At 66.8% G+C, this 14,371-nt stretch carries 11 protein-coding genes; 4 read left to right on the forward strand and 7 right to left on the reverse strand.

Translation table 11 applies throughout. The annotated features are described in order from the left end of the window. Positions 1 to 11: 11 nt before the first annotated feature. The 6 genes from Q1U94_RS10880 to Q1U94_RS10905 form a co-directional block, all read right to left on the reverse strand. Positions 12 to 257 (reverse strand): hypothetical protein, encoded by a 246-nt coding sequence (locus Q1U94_RS10880; protein ID WP_300544415.1) that lies wholly within the window; start codon positions 255 to 257, stop codon positions 12 to 14. Positions 258 to 334: 77 nt separating this feature from the next. Beyond that, a complete protein-coding gene (locus tag Q1U94_RS10885; RefSeq protein ID WP_300544417.1) occupies positions 335 to 1,540 on the reverse strand; it encodes an acetyl-CoA C-acetyltransferase in 1,206 nt (401 codons plus the stop codon). A gap of 229 nt (positions 1,541 to 1,769) precedes the next feature. After that, entirely contained in the window at positions 1,770 to 2,375 is a 606-nt protein-coding gene (locus Q1U94_RS10890) for an FMN-binding negative transcriptional regulator (protein ID WP_300544419.1), read from the reverse strand. Between the two features lie 212 nt (positions 2,376 to 2,587). Continuing rightward, positions 2,588 to 3,754, reverse strand: a complete 1,167-nt coding sequence (locus tag Q1U94_RS10895; protein ID WP_300544421.1) for an acyl-CoA dehydrogenase family protein — start codon at positions 3,752 to 3,754, stop codon at positions 2,588 to 2,590. Positions 3,755 to 3,863: 109 nt separating this feature from the next. Further along, positions 3,864 to 5,651 carry an acyl-CoA dehydrogenase C-terminal domain-containing protein gene (locus Q1U94_RS10900; RefSeq protein ID WP_300544423.1) on the reverse strand — a complete coding sequence of 596 codons (1,788 nt, stop codon included), beginning with the start codon at positions 5,649 to 5,651 and terminating at the stop codon, positions 3,864 to 3,866. 53 nt (positions 5,652 to 5,704) lie between these two features. Next, the gene (locus Q1U94_RS10905; protein ID WP_300544425.1) at positions 5,705 to 6,187 is read right to left on the reverse strand and encodes a MerR family DNA-binding transcriptional regulator; all 483 of its coding nucleotides are present in this window, start codon (positions 6,185 to 6,187) and stop codon (positions 5,705 to 5,707) included. A 121-nt stretch (positions 6,188 to 6,308) separates the two neighbouring features. Between Q1U94_RS10905 and Q1U94_RS10910 the strand changes: the two genes are divergently transcribed. The 4 genes from Q1U94_RS10910 to Q1U94_RS10925 all read left to right on the forward strand — a co-directional run bounded on the left by Q1U94_RS10910 (position 6,309) and on the right by Q1U94_RS10925 (position 12,959). Beyond that, positions 6,309 to 7,910: a hypothetical protein gene (locus Q1U94_RS10910; protein ID WP_300544428.1), complete on the forward strand. Its 1,602-nt coding sequence runs from the start codon at positions 6,309 to 6,311 to the stop codon at positions 7,908 to 7,910. A gap of 188 nt (positions 7,911 to 8,098) precedes the next feature. Then, complete coding sequence (locus Q1U94_RS10915) at positions 8,099 to 11,251, forward strand: peptidoglycan-binding protein (protein WP_300544430.1); 3,153 nt, start codon at positions 8,099 to 8,101, stop codon at positions 11,249 to 11,251. Positions 11,252 to 11,258: 7 nt separating this feature from the next. Further along, on the forward strand, positions 11,259 to 12,197 hold the full coding sequence (locus Q1U94_RS10920; protein WP_300544432.1) for a sulfite exporter TauE/SafE family protein: 939 nt from the start codon (positions 11,259 to 11,261) through the stop codon (positions 12,195 to 12,197). Further along, positions 12,198 to 12,959 carry a TIGR02186 family protein gene (locus Q1U94_RS10925; protein ID WP_300544434.1) on the forward strand — a complete coding sequence of 254 codons (762 nt, stop codon included), beginning with the start codon at positions 12,198 to 12,200 and terminating at the stop codon, positions 12,957 to 12,959. A 746-nt stretch (positions 12,960 to 13,705) separates the two neighbouring features. On the opposite strand, the gene Q1U94_RS10930 is transcribed toward Q1U94_RS10925, so the two are convergent. Then, the gene (locus tag Q1U94_RS10930) at positions 13,706 to 14,326 is read right to left on the reverse strand and encodes an NYN domain-containing protein (protein ID WP_300544436.1); all 621 of its coding nucleotides are present in this window, start codon (positions 14,324 to 14,326) and stop codon (positions 13,706 to 13,708) included. Positions 14,327 to 14,371 lie beyond the last annotated feature (45 nt).

A 14,371-nucleotide genomic window follows, 5' to 3' on the forward strand; every position in this document is an offset into this window, starting at 1 on the left:
GTTCAATTCTCTCAGTGTCTGAGAATGATCTGCTCACTCACTACTTGGCGAGCGGACAGATCGTAGTTCAGTTCAAGAATGGGGCTGCCAATTTCGCCGCATCCCAACGCAACCATTTCGGCGTTCGGATCCACAAAGGCATGGCTGATCTCATCGCCTTCGCACCAGCTCAAACCGTCACGCTGCCGGTGCGCATTGTAAGCCGCATTGAGTGCGTCGCGTGTCAGACCATTCGGCAAGCCGGCCCGCCAGACCACGCGATCACTCGCTTGGGATGCGCAAGAAGCCATGCCAATGCAGGCGAGACTTATGGTGACCCCACGCCACATGATGCCTAGACCCGCTCGATGATCGTCGCGGTGCCCATGCCGCCGCCGACGCAGAGCGTCGTCAGCGCGGTGGACTTGCCGGAGCGTTCCAGCTCGTCGAGCACGGTGCCCAGGATCATCGCGCCGGTGGCGCCCAGCGGGTGGCCCATGGCGATGGCGCCACCGTTCACATTCATGATGTCGTGGTCGATGTCGTAGGCCTGCATCAGGCGCAGCACGACGGCGGCAAAGGCCTCGTTGAGCTCCCACAGGTCGATATCGTCCTTGGTCATGCCGGCCTTCTTGAGCACTTTGGCCGTCACCGGCACGGGGCCGGTGAGCATGATGGTCGGCTCCGAACCGATCGAGGCCATGGCGCGGATGCGGGCGCGCGGCTTGAGGCCCGCCTTCTCGCCGGCTTCCTTCGAGCCCACGAGCACCATGGCGGACCCGTCGACAATGCCCGAGGAATTGCCGCCGGTGTGCACCCAGTTGAGGTATTCCACTTCCGGGTAGCGCTGCGTGGCGACGGCCTCGAAACCGACGAAGTCGGAGAGGTCCTTGAAGGCCGATTTCAGCGAGCCCAGCCCCTGCATGTCCGTGTCCGGGCGCATGTGCTCGTCATGGTCGAGAATGTTCAGGCCCAGCTGGTCCTTCACCGGCACGACGGACCGGGAGAAGCGGCCTTCCTTCCAGGCCCGCGCGGCGCGCTTCTGGCTCTCCACGGCATAGGCGTCGACATCGTCGCGCGAGAAGCCGTACTTGGTGGCGATCAGGTCGGCGGAGACGCCCTGGGGCACGATGTAGTGGTCGAAGGAAATCTCCGGATCGGCGCCCATCGCGCCGCCATCGGAGCCCATCGGCACGCGCGACATCGCTTCCACCCCGCCGCCGATGGCGAAATCGGCCTCGCCGGACATCACCTTGGCCGCGGCCACATTCACCGCTTCCAGGCCCGAGGCACAGAACCGGTTGAGCTGGTAACCGCCGGTAGTCTCGGCATAGTCGGCATTGATCACGGCGGAGCGCGCGATATTGGCCCCCTGCTCGCCCACGGGGGAGACGACCCCCATGATGACATCATCCACGAGGGCAGTGTCTAGTTCGTTGCGGTCGCGGATCGCCTCGAGCTGCTGGGTGGCCAGCTGCAACGCGGTGATCTCGTTCAGCGCTCCGTTCTTTTTCTTGCCCCGCGGGGTTCGCGTGGCGTCGAAGATATAGGCTTCGGTCATAGTGGCTTCCTTTCCCTTGGCGGGTTGGTTTCCTTTATCGACTCAACTGGTTTTTCTTCCCCGCCTGCGGGGAAGTGGGCCGCGGCAGCGCCGCGGGTCGAAGGGGCGGCGCGAAGCGCCGTAAGACAGCGGCGCACGGCTCCACCATTCCGCCGCGTGACGCGGCGGCCCCTCCCCCGCTTCGCGGGTCCCCCTCCCCACATCGTGGGGAGGAAAGTGCGTTTGTGCCTCACCCATCCTCGTCCTCCTGGTCCTCGACCATGTGGAAGGCGACGGCGTGTTCGCCGCGTTCATTGAGCGCGTGGGCGAGACGCAGGCGTTCCTCGACCGGCTTGTTCTGGGAGAGCTTGGCCTTGCCCTCCAGCCGGTTGATTTCGAACTCGAAGACCTGGATGGACGCCTCCAGCCGGGACCGCATCCCGGGCTCGATATGGGTGATGCGCCATTCGGCCTCGAAATCGGCAACCTGGGAAGAGAGTGCCCGCTCGGCCTCTTCGGCGTCCAGGGGAGCCAGGGTGCCGAAAGCGTGCACGGCGACATAATTCCAGGTCGGCACATTGACCGATGGATTGGCGTACCAGGTCGGCGAAACATAGGCGTGCGGGCCGGAGAAAACGGCGATCGCCTCCCTGCCCGCCTTGATCGCCTCGGAGACCGGATTGGCCATGGCCACATGCCCGATCAGCACCTGGCGCTCGTCGGCCAGTTTCAGCGGGATATGCGTCGCCGCCAGGTCCGGCATGCCCGGCACCAGAAGGAGCGCGAAGTCGTAGGTGCGCATCAGCGAGCGCATCTCGGCTTCGTCGTTCATGCGGAAGGCGGGCGGGATGTACATCTAGGAGACCTCCGGCGCCGTCTTTCTTCCCCACCTCAGTGGGGAAGTGGGCCGATGCGAAGCATCGGGTCGAAGGGGCGGCGCGAAGCGCCGGGAAACGGTCTAGCCTGGCGCGAACATTCCGCCGCGCAGATGCGCGGCGGCCCCTCCACCGCTTCGCGGTCCCCCTCCCCGCTGACGTGGAGAGAAAAAGGCGACTGCGCATTCCATCCCTAGAGCGTCCTCGCGATGAGCAGTTTCATGATCTCGTTGGTGCCGCCATAAATCCGCTGGACGCGGCTGTCGCGCCACATGCGGGCGATGGGGTATTCGTTCATGTAGCCATAGCCGCCGTGCAGCTGGACGCATTCGTCGATCACCTCGTTCTGGGCGTCGGAGACCCAGTATTTCGCCATGGAGGCGGTCGCCGGATCGAGCTCGTTCCTCATCAGCCGTTCCGAGCAGTGATGGACGAAAACCTCGGCCATGGTCGCCTTGGTCTTGCATTCGGCCAGTTTGAACTGGGTATTCTGGAATTTCAGGACCGGCCGGCCGAAGGCTTCACGCTCCTTGACGTAATTGATCGTCTCATGAAGCGCACGCTTCATGGCGCCGACGCCCTGCACCGCGATCTGCAGGCGCTCCTGGGGCAATTGCTGCATCAGCTGGATGAAGCCCTGGCCCTCTTCCTGGCCGAGCAGCGCATCGGCGGGCACCCATACATCCTCGAAGAAGAGCTCGGCCGTGTCCTGCGCCTTCATGCCGACCTTGTCCAGGAGCCGGCCGCGCTTGAACCCCTCCGCCTTGTCGGTCTCCACCATGAAGAGGGAAACGCCGTCGAACCCTTTCTCCGGATCGGTCTTGGCCACGACAATGACGAAATTCGCCGAGCCGCCATTGGTGATGAAGGTCTTCGAGCCGTTGATGCGATAGCCGTTTCCGTCCTTGACGGCCGTGGTCTTGACGTTCTGCAGGTCGGAGCCCGTTCCCGGCTCGCTCATGGCGATGGCGCCGATCAACTCGCCGGAGATCATGCGCGGAAGGATCGATGCCTTCTGCTCCTCCGACCCGTAATGGGTCACATAGGGTGCGACGATGGAATTGTGCAGGCCGACGCCCCAGCCGCTCGCACCCACTTCCGCGCCGGCGGTGTGGAAGACGTATTCATGACCCCAATCGCCGCCGGCCCCGCCATATTCTTCCGGTACGGAAGGACACAGGATTCCGGCCTCGCCGGCCTTGGTCCAGATCTCGCGATCGACCATGCCTGCCGCTTCCCAGCGCTCGGCATGGGGCACGCATTCCCTGGCCATGAAGCCGCGCACGGCATCCTCGAAAATGCGCACATCCTCGCGGTCGAGAAAGGCGGGCCTTGGCACGTTGAGCGGATCCTGGAACATCAACCGTCCTCCCCAAGAGGTCTTGTTTGTCGTTGTGGTGCCGAGCCGAGCCCGGAAGGGCGGGCCGCTCTCCTGGTGGAACGGTCCCGCCGGAACTCTGGGCCGGAAGCTAGAAAGCCTCCGCTTCCAGCGCCATCATCGTGTCGGCGCCGGCCTCGACCTTGGCCAGGTGCATGGCCGCTTCCGGGATCCAGCGATCAAGGAAGTACCGGCCGGTCTTCAGCTTGGCGGCATAGATCGGATCGGTCTCGCCTTCCGCGATCCTGGCCGAGGCCGCCTTGGCCATCATCGCCCACATATAGGCCATACAGGTCAGGCCGAAGAGGTTGAGATAGTCGTGGCTGCCTGCGCCGGCATGGTCAAAATTGTTCAGCGCATTGTTCATCAGCCAGTCGGTCGCCTGTTTCAGCTTGCCCTTGGTATCGGCCAGGGCCGTGACAAAAGGCTGGGTCTCGTCATCGCCACCTTCGGCCACGAAGGCATCGATCTCGGCGAAGAAGGAGGTGATGGGGCGCATGCCGTTCATCGCCAGCTTGCGGCCCACGAGATCGAGGGCCTGGATGCCGTTCGTGCCTTCATAGATCATGGTGATGCGGGCATCGCGCAGAAGCTGGGAAGCGGCCCATTCCTCGGTAAAGCCCGACCCGCCATGCACCTGCAGCCCGTTGGAGACCATGTCATAGCCCTTGCCGGTGAGGTAGGACTTCACGATCGGGGTCAGCAGCGCCATGTAGTCGCCGGCCTTTTCGCGGGTGGCAGAATCGTCGGACTTTTCCTCCAGATCGCCCTGCAGCGCCGTCCACAGCGCGAAGCAGCGGGCGCCTTCCACGAAGCATTTCTGGTCCATCAGCATGCGGCGCACATCCGGGTGCACGATGATCGGATCGGCCGGTCCGTCCTGGTTCTTCGGACCGGTCAGCGAGCGGCCCTGCAGACGGTCCTTCGCGAAGGCCAGGGACTGCTGATAGGCGGCCTCGGCGACGGCATAGCCCTGCAGGCCGACGCCCAGGCGGGCCTCGTTCATCATGATAAACATGACTTTGAGACCCTTGTTCTCTTCGCCCACGAGCCAGCCCGTCGCCTCGTCATAGTCCATGACGCAGGTCGCATTGCCGTGAATGCCCATCTTCTCTTCCAGGCCGCCGCATTTCAGCGAGTTGCGTTCGCCCGGATCGCCGTTCTCGTCGGGAATGAATTTCGGCACGACGAAGAGTGAGATGCCCTTCACGCCCTCCGGCGCACCCTCGATGCGGGCCAGGACGAGATGGACGATATTCTCGGCCATGTCGTGTTCGCCCGAGGAGATCCAGATCTTCTGGCCGGTGATCTTGTAGCTTCCGTCGCCCTGGGGCACGGCCTTGGTGCGCAGAAGACCCAGATCGGTCCCGCAATGCGGCTCGGTCAGGTTCATCGTCCCGCCCCACTGGCAGGAAATCATCTTGGGCAGGTAGAGCCGTTTCTGTTCGTCGGTACCGGCCGTGTGCAGCGCCGCCGCGGCCCCCCGGGTGAGGCCGGGATACATGCCGAAGGCCATGTTGGCCGAGGACACCATTTCGTTGAACGCCAGGTTCAGGACGTGCGGCAGACCCTGTCCGCCATATTCCGGATCGGAGGACAGGGCCGTCCAGCCGCCTTCCGCCATCTGCTTGAAAGCGTCCCTGAACCCGGTCGGCGTGGTCACATTGCCGTCCGCGTCGCGCTTGCAGCCTTCCTCGTCGCCGACCTTGTTCAGCGGGGCGAGCACGCCTTCGGTGAACTTGGCGCCCTCCTCCAGGATGGCATCGACCGTGTCGGTATCGGCCTCGGCAAAGCCCGGCAGGTTGGAATACTGGGTGATGTTGAGCACGTCGTGCAGGACGAAACGCTGGTCACGGACCGGGGCGCGATACGGGGTCATTTATGAGGTCTCCGAACGGGCGATATGTGGATCTTTGGCGGTGTGGATTTGGACTATCCGGCGCTGGCGCCGGACCAGGGATCGAGCCGCGCCTGGGCCAGCGCCTCGAAGGCGCGGGCGCGGCGGCGGACATCGTCGGGCGGGGTGCGGTTTTCCAGGCGCTCGCGCATCCAGTCGAGGCCTGCCTGGAGTTCGGCGATCGCGCGTTCGACATCCTCGCGCTGCTGCTGCAGCACCTGGATACGCGCGACAAAGCGTTCGATCGCCGGTTCCAGGCGTTCGCGGCCACCGCGGTCGATGGCCTCCAGATCGAGGATTTCCTTGATCTCGTCGAGCGCGAAACCGACGCGCTTGCCACGCAGGATCAGGTCGACCCGGGCCCGGTCAGCGGCGGAATAGATCCGCGCCGCGCCGCGGCGGGCCGGCGAGATCATGCCCTTTTGCTCGTAGAAGCGCAGGGTGCGCGGGGTCACATCGAACTCCTGCGCGAGCTCGCGGATGGTGAATTCGGAATCGGGCGCTACCGGCTTGATCATGGGTGAATGGTGTTCACACACTTACGCGAACGTCAACGTCAAATATATGACATCTCGTAAATTCCCGTTTCGACTGCCTTTCCCCTTTCATCCCGGCCGCACTCGCGGCAAAGTCGCCGGCATGTCGACTGCACTTCCGTTCCCCATCGCTTCATTCGGCGCGCTCGCTCTTGCCGCCGTCATGACCTGTCCGTCTCAGGCCCATGCCTGGCAGGACGACGACGCGCCGGTCTTTTCCATCTTAGCTCCGGCGGCGGACGCGGAGACGGAAGAGGCGCCGCCGGCCGAGTTGCCCCAGGCCGAGCGGGCCGACGCGCCGGCCGGCCCCTGGCTCGACCGGGCGGCCTATCTGGCGGCACGAGGCGAACGCAGCGAAGACGTGTTACGCACGCGCTGGCGCATCGAAACGGCCTCGCTGGACGGAACGCCCCAGGGCAGCGAACAGCGCGAGATCGTGATCGGAGACGGCTATGTCACGGAGCCGGGCGATGAGGCCAATACGGTCCAGGACTTCGCCACCGGCCGGCTGCTCACCCGGATCCAGTCGCTCGACGGGCCGGTGATGCGCAATCTGCCGATCGTCGCGCATGCCCACCGCCAGATGAACACGTTTGCCTATTACACACAGGGCGGCGAACTGGACGAAGTGACCGGGCCCGGCGGCAGCCTGTTCGAGCGCTTCTGGATCGAGGCGGCAATGGGCGTGCGCCTGACCGAGGTCGAAATGGAGACCAGCGAGGGCGAGGACGGCCACGTCACCATTCGCCGCTTCAGCCTGGGCAGCGAGATTTTCGGCTTCGATCCGGACGGAACCGGCAGCCTGGCCCAGGCCGGCCTGTTTCGTGCCTGGATGCGGCATGCCCTGCCGATCCATCCCGATGCGCTGAACCGGATGCCGGCCAGTGCCGGCATTCCCGAACGCTTCAGCTTTCTGGTGTTCAGCCCGACCAGCCCGGACGGCCGGCGCGAAACCTGGACCCGGCTGAACACAAGCACGGGCAGCGCGGCCTTTCCCTGGCCGGAAAACGTGCCGCCGGCCCCTGCCGTGGGTTACGACGTGTCGGACCCGACCGTCACACGGCTCCTCGCAGCCGGGCTGGAGGCGATGAACGGACCCATGGCGGCCGCGCCGACCGAGGCGACCTTCGTCGCCGCCTCGCAGGCCGCCCAGCGGCGGGCCGATCCGGCGGGCGCCTACCTCGCCCTCTATCAGGTCGCGCATCATTCCGGACCGTGCCGGCCGCAATCCCAGTCCGCCGTGTGCAGCCGCATGAGCCAGGTCACGGCGGCCGGGCTGGGGAATGCCGAATTCGAGGCGTTGATGACGGCGCTGTCCGACATGCAGGACGATCGGGCGGCGGCCATCGCCCGATTGCGCACGCATCTGCATCGCGAGGGCTTTGCCGGCGCTGCCGCCAACATGCTCACGGCCCAGGCCGTAGCCGCCGAACAGGCCGCCAATCCCGAGGCGCTGCCGGAACTGTCGCCGCTGGCCCTGTTCGCCGCCAGTGCCGAGGCCGATCCGTACGCGCCGCTGACCTATTGGCATGCCGGGCGCTATGCCGCGGGGCGGGGCGATGTCGAATCAGCCTGGCTGTTGTTCGATATCGCCGTTGGGTTGCCTGGTTCGGATGCCTTGCCCCCGACGCGCGAAGCCGTGGCAATGCGCGAACAATTACGGACGCTTGCCCCGGGTTTCTTCGGTCCCGAAGCGACCCGTTAAGACCTCTTATCCACATATTTTACGGCGCATTAACCGAGTCAGAGCCTTGTGTTGACTCGGGAAATTGGCATGCGCGCCAAGCCCAGAGATTCGGTGTGGAAACACTACATGTTGGGCCCGCGCCTTTGGTTTACACAATATTAACCGCGCAATAGCGTAAGGCGGTTAGGTTGAGCGAGCGATTCGGAATGTCGACCAGTGGTCCTTGGAGCGTGAAAGGGATCGATCCCCGCGCCCGGGCGCGGGCGAAATCGGCTGCGCGACGCGAAGGCCTCACGCTGGGCGAGTGGATCAATCGTGTCATTCTGGAAGAATCCGACCCCGCCAACACCCATTGGGACGATGCGCTGGAGGCGTTTCCGGGTTTCGGAGGCGGCCGGGCGATGAGCGAGGAGGATGACCGCCTCCTGCGCGCCATGGTCAACCGGTTGACCGAGCGTGTCGAGCACACCGAACAGCGCTCCGCGCGTACCCTGACCGGGCTGGACAAGGCGATCTCCCAGCTCGCCGACAAGATCACCCGCAACGGCGAACGCCACTCCACCGAACTCGCCGCTGCACAGGAATCCATCGACCGCGTCCGCAAGAACCAGGACGAGCTGACCGACCGTGTCCGCACGCTGGAGACCTCCGGTCCGGCGGCCGGCTCGGCCGACACCAAGGCGGTGGAGACCACGATCATGAAGCTCGCCCGCCGGCTTTACGAGCACGAGAACGACACCGCCGCCCGCCTGCACGCCGTCGACGAAGACACCCGCGCCGCCTCGGAATCGCTGGGCGCGCGCCTGGCCCGGCTGGAAAGCCGCGCCGACGATTATGCCGACATCAACCGCAAGCGCGACGACCGTACGGCCCAGACCGTAAGCCAGCTGCAAAGCACGACCGAGGCCCTGAAGGCCCGTGTCGAGGGCGCCGAACGGGTGACCAATGAAGCGGCGCGGGCGCTGGAAACCTCGGTGGGCCGGCTCGACGACCGGCTGCGCCTGATCGAGACCCGTAATTCCAGCGACACCGTGGATCTGGAGCGGCGCTTCGAACGCCTGTCCGACGATGTCGCCCGCGTCATCGCGGACACCCGCTCGCAGATGGCCAATGCGGTCACCGGCGCCGCCTCGGAACCGCGGCTCGACCGGCTGGAAGATGCCCTCACCCGGGCCCTCTCGCGCATGGACGATGCCGAGCGCCGCCAGGGCGATTCCATGTCGCGCCTGGGCCGGGAGATCACCAAGCTTGCCGGCGCCATCGACCGCCGCCTCACCGAAAGCGAACGCCGCGCCGCCGACGCGCTGCGCGAAAGCCAGTCCGAACACAAGCTGGACCGGCGTCTGGACGAGGTGCGCCAGGAGAACAAGGACGCCGTCAAGCGCATGGGCGAGGAGGTCACCCGCCTCGGCCGCTCGCTCTCCGACCGGATCGCCAAGTCGGAAGAGCGCGCCAACAGCGTCGTCGAGACCGCGACCGACCGCATGGCCCAGATGCTCGACAAGATCGAGGCCGGCCGCAGCGCGCGTGAGGAGGATCTCGAAGACCGGCTGCGCCAGTCCGAGGAACGCACCGCCAGGCGTATCGAGGATGCGCTGGGCAGCGTGCAGGAGCGCATGTCGGCCGTGCGCGCGGAAACCGCGGAAGCGCTGTCCCCGGTACAGCGCGCCATGTCCGCCCTCGCCGACCGGCTGGAAGCCATCGAGGCGCGCGGCAAACCCGAGGGGCCCGCCGAGGCCGGTACGAAGCCGGCCGAGGCGGAGGAAGAGATCGATTTCGACACCCCGCTCGGTCCGCCGCCACAGGCCGAAACACCGTACGCCACGCTGGACACCGACGAATACGACCCCTTCCTGGCCGATGGTCCCGACCGGCCGTCCGCACCCGCGGCCAAGCCGATCCTGCGCGAACGCGCCGAGACCCGGCCCGCGGCCGCGGCGGCCCGTGAACAGATGGTGCTGCAGCCCCCGGCCGCAGCCGGGCAGCCGGCGCCGCGCCAGCCCCAGCCGGCCGCAAAGCCGCAGCGCCCCGCCGGACGCCTGGGCGCCACGGCCGATGCCGACTTCCTCGCCGCCGCCCGCGAACGCACGCGTCTGGGCGGCCAGGCGCACGCGCCGGACCATCCCCGACGCCCCTCCCGGATCGGCCGCACCCTGTTGTTTGCCCTGCCGGTCGTCGCCCTTCTGATGCTGACAGGTGCCGGCATTATCCTGGTCTGGGAAGCCATGCAGGGCGATGCCGAACGCATCGCGGCCAATGCCCGGACCGGCGATGACTTCATCGCCCAGGTCGAGGCCGGCCTGTCGCAGCCGGACGCCGCACCCGCCGAGACCCCGGCCGCAGCGGACGCATCCGGCAATACCGCGCAGGCCCCGGCCGGCACGCCTGCTGCGGACACCGCCGATACCGGCACGGGCATGGCCGAGGCCGCCCCCGCCGCGACCCCGCCGGCGAATGCCGTCGCCGATCTCAGCGGTACCGCCATGCCGGCCGCCTCCGCTCCGGCCGAACCGGAACCGGCTCCCGTGCGCAATACCGGGGCGAACGGACGCGCCACGCTGGAAAGCGCTGCCTCGGACGGCCATCCGGTCGCGCGCTACCAGCTGGGCCTGCAGGCGCTGGAGAACGGCAATCCGGAAACCGCCGCCATCCTCTTGCGCCGCGCCGCCGAACAGGGCGTGCCGGCGGCACAATACCGTTATTCGAAACTGCTGGAGACCGGCGAGGGCGTGGAACAGGACCTGGAGGCCGCGCGCCAGTGGACCGAGCGGGCGGCCAATGCCGGCCACCGCCGGGCCATGCACAATCTTGGCATCATGTACTATTATGGTACCGGCGCCGCCGAGGACATGGACACTGCGGCGCGCTGGTTCCAGGAGGCGGCCTTGCTCGGATTGCGGGACAGCCAGTTCAATCTCGCCCTCTTGTACGAGACCGGCGACGGCGTGCCGCTGAGCCTGGCCGACGCCTATGCCTGGTTCACCATCGCCGCCAGCGAGAGCGGCGATCCGACCGCCAGCGAACGCGCCGCCGCCCTGGAAAGCCAGCTGGAGCCGGAAGCCCTGGCCGCCGCCCGCGAAGTCGCCGCCAGTTTCACTCCGCGCCCGCTCGACGGAGAGGCCAACGGCATCTACCGCAACCTGCCCTGGGACCGCACCGTGACCACCGATGCCGCCGCCGTGCGCCGGGCCCAGGGTTTCCTCTCCGTCCTGGGCTATTCGCCCGGTCCGATCGACGGCGAGATGGGCGAACGCACCCGCGACGCCATCATGGCCTTCGAGGCCGACCAGGGACTGCCCCGCACCGGACGCGTCGATGCCGTTCTGATCGAACGGCTGGAACGCGCCGCGGCGGGCTAGTCCGGCGGTGCAAATCTACCTTCCGATAGCCGAACTCTCAGTCAACATCTTCCTGTTGCTCGGTCTGGGCGCCGGGGTGGGATTCCTCTCCGGCATGTTCGGCGTGGGCGGCGGTTTCCTGATGACGCCGCTCCTCATGTTCATCGGCATCCCGCCGGCCGTGGCCGTCTCCACCGAAGCCAACCAGATCGTCGCCTCCTCGGCGTCCGGGGCACTGGCGCACTGGCGCCGCAGGACGCTGGACGCGAAAATGGGCGGACTGCTGCTGGTGGGCGGTGCGTCGGGCTCGATCTTCGGCGTCCAGCTGTTCGCCTTCCTGCGCTCGCTGGGCCAGATCGACCTGATCATCTCGCTCAGCTATGTCGGCTTTCTGGGCATTATCGGCGGGCTGATGTTCTTCGAAAGCGCCCGTGCGATCTGGCGGCGCTCGCGCAATACGGGCCGCACCCCGGGCAGCGGGGCCGGCCGGCGCCGGCGCACCTGGATCGACAGCCTGCCCTTCAAGATGCGCTTTCCGCGTTCCGGTCTCTACATCTCGGTAATCCCGCCCGTCGCGATCGGCTTCTTCGTCGGCACGCTGGCCGCGATCATGGGCGTGGGCGGCGGTTTCGTGATGGTGCCGGCGATGATCTACATCCTGCGCATGCCCACCAATGTCGTGGTCGGCACCTCGCTGTTCCAGATCCTGTTCGTCACCGCGCTGACCACCTTCCTGCAGGCCGGCCAGAACCAGACCGTCGACGTCGTCCTGGCCATGCTGCTGACCGTGGGCGGGGTGATCGGCGCCCAGTTCGGCGCCCGGGCCGGACGGCATATCAAGGCCGAGGAATTGCGCGCCCTGCTGGCCTTCATGGTGCTGGCGGTGTGCCTGAAACTGGGCTGGGACCTGGTGATCACCCCGGCCGACATGTTCGTCGTGCTGCCGCACGGCGAGGAGGGCCACTAGATGCTCGCCGCCCTCGTCCTTGCCCTCGCCCTGCAGGGCCAGCCGGTGCAGAGCCTGCCCCAGGAAGCGCCCGGCATCGTCGCCGCCCTGACCCATGAAACGGTCGAGATCCGCGAGGATTTCGCCGGCCAGGAACTCATCCTCTACGGCGCCACGCGGGGGCTGACCATCCGCGACGAGATCGTCGTCGTGCTGCGCGGCCCCGGCCGCGATCTGCGCGTCATGCGCAAGGAACGCAATTTCGGCATCTGGATCAATTCCGCCCCGCTCGAATTCGACGAGGTGCCCAGCTATTACGCCATCGCCACCTCGCTGCCGCTGAACGAGATCGCCACGCCGGAGGAACTCGCCAACAGCGGGATCGGCCTGCCGGCCACGCTGGCGATCACCGCCGCGCCGACGATCGAGGCGACCGCGCGCGATGTCTCGCCCTATCTGGCCGCCATTGCCCGCTCCGGCGAGCGCAACAATCTCTACGCCTCGGCCCAGCGCGGGGTGGAAGTGCTGGACGGCGGCCTGTTCCGCGCCTCCCTCTCCCTGCCCCCGCTCACCCCCGTGGGCAATTACGTCGCCGAGGTCTATCTCTTCCGCGACGGCCGCGTCATCGCCTCGCGCTCGGCCCGCCTGCGCGTGGAAAAGGCCGGGCTGGAACGCCTCATCTTCGAATTCGCCCACGACTGGCCCTGGTTCTACGGCCTGTTCTGCGTCGTCCTGGCCATGCTGGCGGGCTATGTGGCGAACGTGGCTTTCTCGCGACGATAGTTTCTGCCCGCGCCTCCGCCGGAGGCAGAAGGCATGGGCCCGGTATTCGCAAAGCACGTGTGCCGCCACGGCGTTGCCGCCTGGCGCGATGAGAGGAGTGCAGGGTGCCAGACGGTGTCCGGCTGAGACTGTAACTGACATCGGCTGGCACCCCGCACGCGGAGATTTCCCTTCGGCTCTCGCCTCCGTTTCCAGACGGACCGGTACGCGGGGCCTGGGTAGTTGAGCATACCCCCGGACCTGATCCGTAGCCTCGCCGGGCCTGACCGCGGTCAACCGGCCAGGACGAACGAGCTCCGCCCTCCCCACACCCCCGGATCGACCGGATCCAGGCCTCGGGCGGTGTGAGGACGGCAGGGATTATACGGGCGGCTGGAAGGGGGCGGACAAGTCGGGGAAGCTTTCTCTCCGCCGCACCATTCGCCACTCATACAGCGTCATCCTCCGGGCGCCGCTCAGCAGCGAACCGCGGGATCCCGGCCAACCGGTCTGCAAAGCCGGGCACGCTTGCCGTCACAGCGTAATCGCCACCTGGATAGTCCGGATCCCCGGGTCCACCCGCCTGCGCTTCGCACAGGCCGGCCAGGGCATGACGGTGGGGCTGGGTTTTGGGAGCTGAGATCGCCGCCGGCATGGACAAGCGCCCTGTCTCATCCATCCCCCGGGTATGAACCGCCCCATCGCGAGCGCATCCGGCACCCGCCCGAACCTCCGCGCAAACGCCGCGTCCTGCAGGACGAGCCCCCTCACCACTCCCGCGGCTTCGAGATGTTCGTCCCGGGAATCCGCGCCGGCAATTGCGCGCCCGCCAGATGCCGCGGGCGCAGTCTTTTCTTGAAGGCCGCGTGGCGGGCGAGTTGCTGCGAGGCTCGGCGTGTGGACGGGGTGACGAGACCCGTGGTCTTGCCGAGACGGCGGACCATGCGCATCGGTTCGGCGAGATCGCTGTCGTTGGAGACGATCACGGCGGCGTCGTAGAGATCGCGCCAGGCGTCGTCGACGAGGTGGGCGGCCAGGTTGACGTCGGAGCCCTTTTCCTCGGTGCGGATCACTTCGACCGTCCGCGGACCGCCGGCCGGCGGGTTCGCCAGCGGCATCCGGACGGGATGGGCGAGGAAATGTCCGAAGACGGTTTCGACGACGGGAGAATATGCGGCGAGCGCACGCAGATAGGCATTCTGCCGCTCGGCAGCGCCGGGATCGTCCGCGCGCGGCTGGATGCGGGCGGTAAAATACTTGATCGCGCGAATCTCGTTGCGCGGCAGCAGCACGGCCATCAGCCGGGCCAGGTCGAGCCATTTATGGGGCGTACCCTTGAGCGCGCCGTAATAGAGGTTGAAGCCGTCGACATAGACATGGGTGCGCATAAAGCAAAGGCTCCCGGAGGAGCCTTGCACCCGGCCGACGAAGCG

Origin of the sequence: Maricaulis sp. (assembly GCF_030149515.1) — a bacterium.
In the GTDB taxonomy this organism is placed as follows: domain Bacteria; phylum Pseudomonadota; class Alphaproteobacteria; order Caulobacterales; family Maricaulaceae; genus Maricaulis.

What these genes read in the sequence shown, in the direction of transcription:
- Q1U94_RS10905 (WP_300544425.1), bottom strand. Translation starts at nt 6,187, where the DNA reads ATGATCAAGCCGGTAGCGCCCGATTCCGAATTCACCATCCGCGAGCTC.
- Q1U94_RS10890 (WP_300544419.1), bottom strand. Translation starts at nt 2,375, where the DNA reads ATGTACATCCCGCCCGCCTTCCGCATGAACGACGAAGCCGAGATGCGC.
- Q1U94_RS10925 (WP_300544434.1), top strand. Translation starts at nt 12,198, where the DNA reads ATGCTCGCCGCCCTCGTCCTTGCCCTCGCCCTGCAGGGCCAGCCGGTG.
- Q1U94_RS10915 (WP_300544430.1), top strand. Translation starts at nt 8,099, where the DNA reads ATGTCGACCAGTGGTCCTTGGAGCGTGAAAGGGATCGATCCCCGCGCC.
- Q1U94_RS10900 (WP_300544423.1), bottom strand. Translation starts at nt 5,651, where the DNA reads ATGACCCCGTATCGCGCCCCGGTCCGTGACCAGCGTTTCGTCCTGCAC.
- Q1U94_RS10930 (WP_300544436.1), bottom strand. Translation starts at nt 14,326, where the DNA reads ATGCGCACCCATGTCTATGTCGACGGCTTCAACCTCTATTACGGCGCG.
- Q1U94_RS10895 (WP_300544421.1), bottom strand. Translation starts at nt 3,754, where the DNA reads ATGTTCCAGGATCCGCTCAACGTGCCAAGGCCCGCCTTTCTCGACCGC.
- Q1U94_RS10910 (WP_300544428.1), top strand. Translation starts at nt 6,309, where the DNA reads ATGTCGACTGCACTTCCGTTCCCCATCGCTTCATTCGGCGCGCTCGCT.
- Q1U94_RS10885 (WP_300544417.1), bottom strand. Translation starts at nt 1,540, where the DNA reads ATGACCGAAGCCTATATCTTCGACGCCACGCGAACCCCGCGGGGCAAG.